This is a genomic window from Streptomyces sp. yr375, assembly GCF_900110755.1.
In the GTDB taxonomy this organism is placed as follows: domain Bacteria; phylum Actinomycetota; class Actinomycetes; order Streptomycetales; family Streptomycetaceae; genus Streptomyces.
Genome location: NZ_FOFF01000095.1, coordinates 1 through 6445, shown reverse-complemented (window position 1 = coordinate 6445; position 6445 = coordinate 1). Strand labels below are relative to the sequence as shown.

Sequence of the window (6445 nt, the reverse complement as noted above, 5' to 3'; positions counted from 1 at the left end):
GCGAGGAGTCGGAGGCGGCGGTCGAGGGTGCCGGTGGTGGTCTCGGCTCCTTTGGTGGCGTACTTGGCGATGTAGGCGGCGACGTGCCGCTCGGTGACGGGGCCACCTTCGGTGAAGTCGGTGCCGCGGATCGCGCGGACGTCGATCTGTCGCCCGAACCGGAACACCAACCGCCCAGCTCGCTCTGAGTCTTGGGGCTGGGACGCGGGGATGTGACCCGCGGGCTGCGGTTGCTTCGGCGGTTCGCCCTCGTGGTGGACGCGGGTGCGTGTGGCGGCGGTGCGGACGGCGTGGTCGAGGAGTTGGGTGGTGGCCCAGGCGGGCGGGGTGCTGGTGGGGCCGGTGGGTCCGTCGAGGCGGATGACGGCGTGGAAGTGGACCTGGCCGCGTTTTTGGTACTCGGCGACCTTGGCGTAGGAGAGGGTGGCGTGGTGCCGCAGCGTGCGCTGGGTGAGACCGGCGGCCTTGGCGATCTCGCGGCGTAGGTGGGTGGTGAAGCGGGCCCACAGGGCCGGGGCGTGCGCGTTCCACAGCACCGCGCCCATGTAGTCGTACCGCTCGGGGTCGAGCGGGGTGCCCAGCAACCGGTCGTTGTCGGGGTGGGTGTGGCCGCAGGGGCAGCGGCCGGTGTCGGGCTGGTTGTGGACGGGGCCGAAGCCGGGCGTGGTGAGGGTGGTGAACACGCGCGGGTGCGCGGCCACGCTGGTGGGGACGGTCTTGCCGCCGCGCAGGCCGGCGGCGATGAGTTGGTAGGTGTCGTAGCGGTAGACGGTGGAGCAGGCGGGGCAGCGGGTGGCGCGGCGGTTGCCGCAGCGAACCAGCAGTTCGCCCGCCGGGAGCTGATCGGAGTCGAAGTGGTTGAGGATCTCGCCGGTCGCGGTGTCGAGGTGGGTGCGGTGCCCGGTCAGCCGGATCGGGTGCGCGCAGCCGCCGAGTCCGGCTATCTGCCGTGTGAGGGGTGCGAGTTGGCCGGTGGCGGCGAGCTTCGCCAGCTTGGCGGTGAGCCTGGCGCGGCGCTCCAGCGCCGACCGCCCTACCGCCGAGGCGGTGGCGTCCGCTGGGCAGGTCGGTGTCGTGAACGCCGACGACGGATGCGAGGCGGCTGGAACGGTCGCGGGGTACGGGAGTTGGAGTTGTGCGGACATGCGGAAAGGGGCCTTTCGGCGGGAGCGCGGAAGCGGTACGGCGCGGGGTGACGTGGGCAGGCCGAAGCGATCGGCTCACAGGGGAACGGGGCGCCTCGAAGCTGGGCGCGAGGGCCAGACCAGGGGACTGGTCGGCGGGGCGCGGTGGTGATCACCGGCGGGTGTGGGACGTTAACATCGCCTCACCGGCGCATTCAAGTGCATCCCTCCTGATTCCTTTCTTGTGGGTGGTGGGACGCGGGTAGTGTGGGGCCGGTTTCCCGGTTTGGACGGGCCGGATTTCGCTGGTAGAGGGCGTGGAAGCGGGGGTGGCCGGCGTGGTGGTGGGGCGGCGGGGGCGGAGGCCGGCGGGCGCCGGGGTGCCGCTGACGTTCGAGGTGATCGCCGAGGTCTTGCGTGAGCGGATTCGCTCGGGCGGGTTGCGGCCGGGGGACGCGTTGCCGACGCAGGCCGTGTTGATGCGGGAGTTCGGGGCGGCGAGCCTGACCGTGCAGAAGGCCATGGCCCTGTTGAAGCAGGAGGGGTGGGCGGTCTCCCGCCCCGGCAAGGGCGCCTTCGTCGCCCACCACGACCACGCCGCCGACGACGCTGACGACCTCGACGGCCCGGATGCGACCGCACCCGTCGGCGGGACAACGGCCCGCGTCGAGGCGTTGGAACGGGCACTGACCGAGGCTGCTCAGCAGATTGCCGACCTTCGTGGCCGCGTCGAGGCCCTGGAGTCGGGCGGCGGCAAGCGGGGCCGCTGACCCGCCGTGCCGGGACGCTGGTAAGGGCGGTGCGTTCAGATTTTCTCTACGAGGTTCAAGGCGGGCCCTGTCCGTCTGAACCGGCCGAACATCGCCGACTGACCCACCGTCGGGCGAGCAGCCGAGGCCCGTCCTGGGTGCCAGCGGGCGGCCGGACCAAGGCGCGAGCGGGACTCAACCTGGTGCGACCGGGAGCAAGTTGTGGGCGTGGAGGCCTTCAGCATCGCACAGCAAGTTGTCGCCTGTGACCGTCCTACGGTCGGATCGCGGGCGTAGGACCGGCCAGGGGGCCGACCCTCGCGTGCGTCGCACGGGGCTCACCGAGGGCGGTGGCCGGCCCCGTCTGCGGCGGGGAACAGTGCTCCCGGCGGTCGGCCCTCTCGGCAGTCCCCTCCTCGGCAGATCCGCATCCGCGTAGGCCACGGCCAGCCAGGACAGGTACAGCGCCCACCGGTCACCGACTACGCCACTGGCGAGCCGGGAGCCTTCCTTATGAGCACCGACCACCCCGGGGCGTCGGACGGACGGCTGTTCGGGTGGCGGTACGGACGGGTGAAAGCCCGGTGTCCCCGGGAGTTCCGCCCCGTATGCTGAGCTCTGTCAGCCCGCATGCCCCGGTGGAGGTCCCGATGAGCACACCCGACGCGGACCACCCCGCCTACCCGCCGATCAGGCCCCGCCTGTCGGTCGAGGAACTGCTCGCGGCCAAGAACACCCAGCCGATCCGCTCCCTGGACGACCTCGCCGCCGACACTTTCGAGTCGGATGAGGAGCTGGAGGAGTTCCTGGCCTTCACGTACGCCGAGCGCCACCGCGACGTGGCCTGAGCCGCCGCCGTGCAGCCCGTCATCCTCGACACCGACGTTGCCTCGCTGACCCACAAGCGCAAGCTCACCGGTCCGCTGGCCACCCGCCTGATCGGCCGGAAGCCACTGATCACCTTCGTCACCTTCGGTGAGCTGACCAAGTGGACCGAGATCCGGCACTGGGGCACCCGCAGCCGCCAGGAACTGGCCGACTGGCTCTCCGGCATCCCGATCCTTCCCGGCGACGAACCCGTCGCGGCGATGTGGGGCCGACTGTCGGCCGCGGGCATCCAGCGCGGACGCCCCCGCCCGATCAACGACATGTGGATCGCCGCGTGCTGCCTCACCTATGACCTGCCGCTGGCCACGCTCAACCTCAAGGACTACGAGGACTTCAGGACCCACCACGGCCTGCGCATCCTCGGCACCGAATAGCCCGCCAGTGCGACGCCGGCAGCCGCCGGACGCGCAATGGTCTAGTCCTCTGACGGCAGCGGTGACGGCAACAACCACGGACATCAGCGCACAACTACGCACGCTGGGAGACTGTCAAACCGTCGTTGACCTGCGAAGACGCAGGTGGGGAGGGGGTGCGTAGCACACGTACTATGTGCTGGCGGGCGGCACTCCGGTCCTGGTACACAATTGCAACGGCGGCACCACTGTTTATCGAGGAGTCTCAGAGATCAGCGGCGAGACTGGCGAGCTGAATCCTGCGTTTGACGATGCAGTTGAGGGAATTGCGCGGCCACGCGGTGGAGATTCCACACCTGAGATGCACCACCTTGGTCTAACTGATAGTGACTATACGAGTTGGACGACCTCGGAAGCGGCTGCACTTAGGGCTGCTACAAGAGGTGGTGGAAATGGAGTAGTCCTCAAGGGAACCATTCCTGCTGGCAGATCTCATGTTCACCCAAACGATGAACCTTGGGGGGATCCAGACCTTAGAGGTGAGCGCGAGGTCATCATCCAGGGTGAGATGAGTGGGACTCCGCGGGCCGTATGGCCTGGTGCTGGAATCGGTTAGGTAGGGAGGATCTTCATGCTGCTCAAAGTCGCAAAAGAGAGAATTTCAGAAGCCATTCTCACATCTAGCTGTGAGGCGATAAGGATGGTTCCCCGTGAGACCCTTGAGGTGATCATTGGCGACCTTGAAGAGGGTGTTGCCATCGGGATGGGGTCTGCTGCCACGCTCGGACCTACGTATCGCGATCGATATGAGTCGATCAAAGAATTTCGTGAGGGGAGTTTCGGCTGGAGCGGGTTCTTTGATGCATTGAGCGAGGCCAAAGAATCGGTTGGAGTACTCGCCGTGCGAGGCGGTGGGTGGAGGATAATTCTCCTGGTAAATGAATCTGCCGATTCTGTGATTGGCTCTCTAGTCAGGCCGCCGAGTCGCGCCGACTGGCCGGAAGGCGCCAGCGAAACGTAGCTACTGGAGTCACGATGCTGTCGAAAGTGGCCTGAGGGTTGAAGTGATCCAATTCGAACTATCAGAGATCGCACCATTCGAATGTTGACTGGCGGGTGAGGCGTAGCCTCACACCCCGATTCTGCAACCCTCGCGCTGGATAGCATTAGCAAAGTTGAAGCCCCGTCAGATGCGTCCTGGCCGGGCTTCTGCGGTGGGTGACGGCAGTAGTTGACGGCAACGTCAGTGGACGGTGGCTCCGCACGGCGGTGGGTCGTCGCCGTCGTCGTCGTGGGTTGACCCGTCGTTGGCAGGGCCATCAAAAGCGTTGCCGAGGAGGTCGATGGCGTCACGCTGGAGGCGGAGCCGGACGTGCGCGTACACCGTCGCGGTCACCGCGATGTGGGCGTGGCCGAGGAGTTCCTTGATGACGACGAGTTCGACGCCCTGTTCGAGAAGCAGGGTGGCGGTGGAGTGGCGGACGTCGTGGAAGCGGATGCGGCGGAGGCCGGCGTTGCGTAGGAGCGTGGTGAAGGTGCGGGTGAGGTTGGTCGGGTCGATCGGGCTGCCCTGCGTGGTGGTGAACACGTGCCTACTGTGCTGGCACGTGGTGCCTGCGGCCTCCCGTTCGCGCTGCTGCTGCTCGCGGTGAAGCTTCAGGGACTGGACGCAGCGGGTGGGGAGGGCGATGCGGCGTTCGGAGGCTCGGGTCTTGGTGGGCAGCGTGGTGAGTCCGCCGGTGCTGGTGCGCTGAAGTGTGCGGCGGATGCTGGCGGTTCCGCCGGCGAGGTCGAGGTCTTCCCAGCGCAGACCGAGGAGTTCGCCCTTGCGGAGTCCGGTGTGCAGGGCGAGTTCGAACAGCGGCTGCAATCGGTGACCGCTGGCGGCGGCCAGGAACTCGCGGGCTTCCTCGGCGGTGAGGGGTTCGAAGCGGCGGGGCCGGGGTGTGCCGGTGCGGACGTTGCGGGCGACGTTGCGCGGGATCTCCTCCTCGCGTACCGCGTGCTCCAGGGCGGACTTGAGTACGGAGTGGAGGTAGGTCAGGGTCAGCGGTGAGAGCCGCTTGGAGCAGCAGTTTCCGGCGGCGCAGCAGAGGGGCTGGTCGCGGGCAGTGTCGAGGCCTCGGGTGCAGCACTGGCAGGTGGTGCGGAGCTGGTTGAGCCAGGTTCGGACGTCCTTGGCGGTGAGCTTGGTGAGCTTCTTCTTGCCCAGGCCGGGGATGAGGTAGAGGCGGGTGACGGCGGTGTAGCGGGTGTGGGTGTTCTCGCGGAGGTGGTGGACGGCGCCGTTCTCCAGCCAGTACGTCAGGTACGCGGCCAGGCTGCCCCGCGCGGAGGGCGCAGGGAGGCCGCGGTTGCTGGCGGCGATCTTCTCGGTGAGCTTGGACAGGGCCTCCTTCCTGGTGGTGCCGTAAACGCGGATGCGCTTGCGGGTGTTGCCGGGGGCGAGGACGTATCCGGCGGCTTCCCAGCGGTTGTCCTTGCGTTGGTAGACGGTTCCGTCGCCGTTGGCGCGAACGCGGCGGGAGGCGGGGGTGTCTCGGGGTGTGGTCATCAGGAAGCTTCCTGGTCGAGGCGGGTGTGGATGAAGTCGGTGAGGGCGTGGGTGGGGATGCGGCGGGCGCGGCCGAGGGTGAGGGAGGCGAGTTGGTGGGTGCGGAGGAGGTCGTAGACGGCGGTGCGGCCGAGTTGGAGGCGTTCCATGACCTGGGGGACGGTGAGGAGTTCGGTGCCGGCGGTCACGCGACGGCCCCCGCCCCGACAGCACCGCTCACACGGTGAGTGGAGTGACCGACCGGGTGACCGGCGGAGTGACCGGCGCGGTCACCTGAGCGTTCTGAGTGCCGGGTTCGGGTCGGTTGCTCGGGTCGGGTCTGCCGTGTCGCGGTCAGGAGGTCGGCGAGATGCTCGTGTTCGGGCAGGAGGCCGGTTCCGGTGTACTGCCAGTGGGAGATGACCAGCGTGGTGTCCGAGTCCACGTGCTGACCGGCGATGTTGGGGCGACCGGTGGCCAGGTCAGTGGGGTGTTCGGCTCGGTCACCGACCGGACTGCCGTCCGTTTGACTGGCCTGCGTCTGAGCCGACGCCGACGCGGGGGTCTGGGTGTCGGGTCGGTTGGTTCGCCAGGTGGTGCGTTCGGTGCGGAGGTGGGTGAGGGTGGTGGAGTAGTGGCCGCGGAAGCCGAGCATGTGGGCCCAATGGCGTAGGCGGAGGTGGGCATGCTGGGGTCGGGTGGAGAGGTGCCAGGCGGTGTGGATCATGCGGCGGGCGTGGTCGGTGATGTCGTGGGTGGCGAGTTCGGCGAGGAGTCGGAGGCGGCGGTCGAGGGTGC

General features: G+C 68.2%; 8 protein-coding genes. 4 read left to right on the top strand and 4 right to left on the bottom strand.

Translation table 11 applies throughout. The annotated features are described in order from the left end of the window. Nucleotides 1-1145 (bottom strand): replication initiator (locus BMZ82_RS38755; protein ID WP_093782075.1); only part of this gene is annotated, 1145 nt, incomplete at its 3' end. 296 nt (nt 1146-1441) lie between these two features. Between BMZ82_RS38755 and BMZ82_RS38750 the strand changes: the two genes are divergently transcribed. From BMZ82_RS38750 to BMZ82_RS40505, 4 genes are all read left to right on the top strand, one after another. Further along, nucleotides 1442-1894, top strand: coding sequence for a GntR family transcriptional regulator (locus BMZ82_RS38750; protein ID WP_256252355.1), 453 nt, complete (start codon nt 1442-1444; stop codon nt 1892-1894). A 629-nt stretch (nt 1895-2523) separates the two neighbouring features. Beyond that, the gene (locus BMZ82_RS38745; protein ID WP_093782074.1) at nt 2524-2721 is read left to right on the top strand and encodes a hypothetical protein; all 198 of its coding nucleotides are present in this window, start codon (nt 2524-2526) and stop codon (nt 2719-2721) included. A 9-nt stretch (nt 2722-2730) separates the two neighbouring features. Next, on the top strand, nt 2731-3135 hold the full coding sequence (locus BMZ82_RS38740) for a type II toxin-antitoxin system VapC family toxin (RefSeq protein WP_045562922.1): 405 nt from the start codon (nt 2731-2733) through the stop codon (nt 3133-3135). A gap of 610 nt (nt 3136-3745) precedes the next feature. After that, nucleotides 3746-4135, top strand: a complete 390-nt coding sequence (locus BMZ82_RS40505) for a hypothetical protein (protein WP_143099015.1) — start codon at nt 3746-3748, stop codon at nt 4133-4135. A 222-nt stretch (nt 4136-4357) separates the two neighbouring features. Here BMZ82_RS40505 and BMZ82_RS38735 read toward each other — a convergent pair whose 3' ends face one another. The 3 genes from BMZ82_RS38735 to BMZ82_RS38725 form a co-directional block, all read right to left on the bottom strand. After that, nucleotides 4358-5668, bottom strand: a complete 1311-nt coding sequence (locus BMZ82_RS38735) for a tyrosine-type recombinase/integrase (RefSeq protein ID WP_093782073.1) — start codon at nt 5666-5668, stop codon at nt 4358-4360. Next, on the bottom strand, nt 5668-5856 hold the full coding sequence (locus tag BMZ82_RS38730; protein ID WP_093782072.1) for a helix-turn-helix domain-containing protein: 189 nt from the start codon (nt 5854-5856) through the stop codon (nt 5668-5670). The genes BMZ82_RS38735 and BMZ82_RS38730 overlap by 1 nt, the downstream gene beginning before the upstream one ends. Beyond that, on the bottom strand, nt 5853-6445 hold a 593-nt coding region (locus tag BMZ82_RS38725; RefSeq protein ID WP_371271368.1), incomplete at its 5' end, for a replication initiator. The genes BMZ82_RS38730 and BMZ82_RS38725, both read right to left, overlap by 4 nt.

Coding starts and splice junctions, on each gene's coding strand:
- BMZ82_RS38745 (WP_093782074.1), top strand. CDS start 2,524: ATGAGCACACCCGACGCGGACCACCCCGCCTACCCGCCGATCAGGCCC.
- BMZ82_RS40505 (WP_143099015.1), top strand. CDS start 3,746: ATGCTGCTCAAAGTCGCAAAAGAGAGAATTTCAGAAGCCATTCTCACA.
- BMZ82_RS38735 (WP_093782073.1), bottom strand. CDS start 5,668: ATGACCACACCCCGAGACACCCCCGCCTCCCGCCGCGTTCGCGCCAAC.